3 protein-coding genes and 1 pseudogene are annotated in these 2842 nt (G+C 62.7%); all 4 read left to right on the top strand.

Annotated features, from left to right (window positions below; translation table 11 throughout):
- A pseudogene (locus ILFOPFJJ_RS35875) lies at window positions 1-860 on the top strand (hypothetical protein); the annotation flags it as partial.
- 1 nt (window position 861) lies between these two features.
- Entirely contained in the window at window positions 862-1314 is a 453-nt protein-coding gene (locus tag ILFOPFJJ_RS34230) for a hypothetical protein (protein ID WP_173514818.1), read from the top strand.
- Window positions 1314-1724 carry a VPA1267 family protein gene (locus ILFOPFJJ_RS34225; protein WP_173514817.1) on the top strand — a complete coding sequence of 137 codons (411 nt, stop codon included), beginning with the start codon at window positions 1314-1316 and terminating at the stop codon, window positions 1722-1724. Before ILFOPFJJ_RS34230 ends, ILFOPFJJ_RS34225 begins: the two co-directional genes overlap by 1 nt.
- A 139-nt stretch (window positions 1725-1863) precedes the next feature.
- Window positions 1864-2842, top strand: a 979-nt coding sequence (locus ILFOPFJJ_RS34220) for a helix-hairpin-helix domain-containing protein (RefSeq protein WP_282438731.1), incomplete at its 3' end; no start/stop codon positions are given.

Below are 2842 nucleotides of genomic sequence, written 5' to 3'. Positions count from 1 at the left end.
TGCGGAACCTGATCGAGGGGCGCAATGACGGCGTTCTGGACACCACCCTCTACTCGGCCGTCGGTCGTCTCGATGTCGAAGACCTGAAAAGAACCCTCGGTGGTTACGGCGGTCAAACCTGCATCTTCGCCCGCTACGGCCTGACTGAAGAGGATCGCTCCTTTACGATGAAGACGCACGCTCTGCGCCATCTTCAGAACACCGAGCTGTTCCGCCTCGGCGTCGCCGACACGATCATCACCAAGAAGTTCAACCGGCGCAGCGTCCAGCAGAGCCATGTCTACGACCACCGAAGCCTCGCCGAGGACCTCGCCAGAATCGATATTCCGCCGGAAGCTGAGGAACGCCTCGACGATAGGGCATTGCAGGTCTTCAAGCTCATCTCGGCAAACAAGGCCCGTGGACCGGTGGTCGACGAATTCCGCCGCGTCCAGCGCGAATACGGCGAAGAGGCTGCCTTCGACTACCTAAATGCTGAAGCTGACGGGCTGCACGTCACGCCCTATGGCCTGTGTATGAACAGCTTCACCAGCGACCCCTGCCCAAAACACCTCGAATGCTTCAATGGCTGCCTCCACCTGGCACGGACAGCCATCATCAGCGAGCAGGAAAACCTGGAGCGCATGCGCGACCGGTTCGCCAAGGTGATCATCACGCTGGGGGCATTGCCGGAGGATCGTCGCAACATCGGCTGGGCCAACCAGCTCACACACGCCCGTGTCCGGTACGAAAACATCGTGAAGGCGCTCGGCACCGAGCCGGGAATGCAGGTGTTCCCAGACGGGACCGACCTATCCGTCACGGCCGAGCAGAAAGCTGGCACCACCATCATAGACACGATGAAGCGCCTGAGGGACTGAGATGATTGACAAGGGACAAGTCCTCGAGGAACTGCTGGAGGCGATGATCGCCGAGGACGAGGACATCACTGTCCGCGCCGTGTGCAGGCGGAGCGACGGAATCTTCAAACACGCCACCGATATCACGCGGAACGAAACCCGCAACGAGAAGGTGAAGTCGGCGATCACTAAGCAGGAAACCATCCGGACCGCCGTCAACCAATCCACCAAAAAGTCCCGTGCCGAGCTGGAAAAGCTGGTGGCGGCGAAGAACGCGGAGATCGCGCAGTTGCAGGCCGACAAGGAGTTGCTGATCGCGTCGCACCGCAAGATGATCCTCGCTGTCGCGGAGATGGGCGGCTTTCCGACGTGGAGGCAGTTCTTCGAGCGATACCAGGAGGTCATCGACAAGCTCGACAGCATGGGAGGCATCCCAACCGGCGAAGTCGTCGCCCTGCCATCGAGGAAATCCTGATGGCGCGAGGAACGGGCAAAAGCGGCGTCGAGGTCGCGCAGGAGCACGTCGATGCGCTCCAAGAATATCTGGAGAACCTCGGTGACCAGCCGCTTCCGCGCTACGGCGGCGTCGAGCTGAACAAGAGCGCCATCGCCAAGGCCTGCGGCTTCGACCGTCAGGTGTTCCGTAGCAACCCCCGCTGCGCCGAAATCCTCAGCAACGCCGATGACCGTGATCGCAAGGCAAACCTGACACGCCTCGAACAGGCGGAAGCGGAGCGCGAACAGAAGGCCAAGGTGGACGGCAACCAGATCGCTCTGGAAGAGGAGAACCTTCGGCTGAAGGCAGAAAATGCCTCGCTCCGCCGGGAGCTGGATCGCCTGAAAAGACTGAGCGCGGTGATCGCCGAGACTGGCAGGCTTCCATGATTGGGTTGCTGAAGTCTGGTCCTCGGAGCCGCGCCGTCGTGGCCCCGACAGGCCGTGGGAGCTGGATCGCAGTGAATGAGGCACAGGGACCCGCGACGGCACGTCGTGGGTGGCCGCAGTGAACGGAGAGCCAGAGCCCATGGCAGGGGCCAATCAACGACGGGGTGGCGCAGAGGGGCAGACGTTCCTGGTCCTTGGTGAGCGTTCTAAGCAGTCTTCTTGGGAGGTGTCTATCACCTCCGTTCATGCCAGTCGGTTCGGCGACTACGTCATCATCGGCCGCGATGAGACCGAGCAGCTACGGCGTGCACTCGTCCCTTCGAAGAGGTCGCCCCGCGATCCGGTCGTGGGCGAGACGTGGCGTGTCACGGGCTCTATCCAACTCCATCCCGAATATGGACCGCAGCTCCATGCGGAGGTGTCCTTGCCCTTGGTGACCAGGGGGCGGGCGATCATCCGGCATCTCGCCACCGACAAGCGCTTTGTCGGTATCGGCTGGGCGACGGCGGAGAAGGTCTGGGAGCGCTTCGGCGAGACGATCTACGACATCATTCGGGATCGCGACCTGAAGACGCTCGCGGACATCGTCGGCGCGGATCGGGCCGTCGCCATCGTTGATGGGTTCGGCATGCTCGCCGAAGAGGTCGAAATCTTCCGCTGGCTGGACCGATACGGTGTCTCGCCTCGTGTGGCGGGTGCTGCCGCCGGTGTCTGGGGTCTCGGGGCCATCGACCGCATCAAGGCCGACCCGTTCACGATGACGCTGCTGGAGCCGTGGAAGGACGTGGATGCGAGAGCACTTCGCCTGGGCGTCGCCCTCGACGATCCGAGGCGGCTGACGGCCGCCGTCGAGGAGGCGCTGGCGATCCGCTTCCGGGCAGGAAACATGGCCTCCCCTTCCCCGGTTCTGAAGCCTCTGGTGAAACGCCTGCTCGCGCCTTGGATTGGCGATCCGACGAAAGCCATTGATCTGGCATTGACCAGCGGTCGCGTGGTGTCGCCAGCCCCCGAGCTTTTGCAGTCGAGAGCCTGCCAGTTCATGGAGGAAGAGGTCGCTCGGCAGATCGGCGAGCGCATCGGCCGTGAGGTTCCGGAATTCGACGGCAAGCTCGTCGTCG

This window comes from Sinorhizobium psoraleae (assembly GCF_013283645.1).
GTDB lineage: Bacteria > Pseudomonadota > Alphaproteobacteria > Rhizobiales > Rhizobiaceae > Sinorhizobium > Sinorhizobium psoraleae.
The sequence above is the reverse complement of the archived record's forward strand: the minus strand, read 5'-3'. Positions and strand labels throughout refer to the sequence as shown.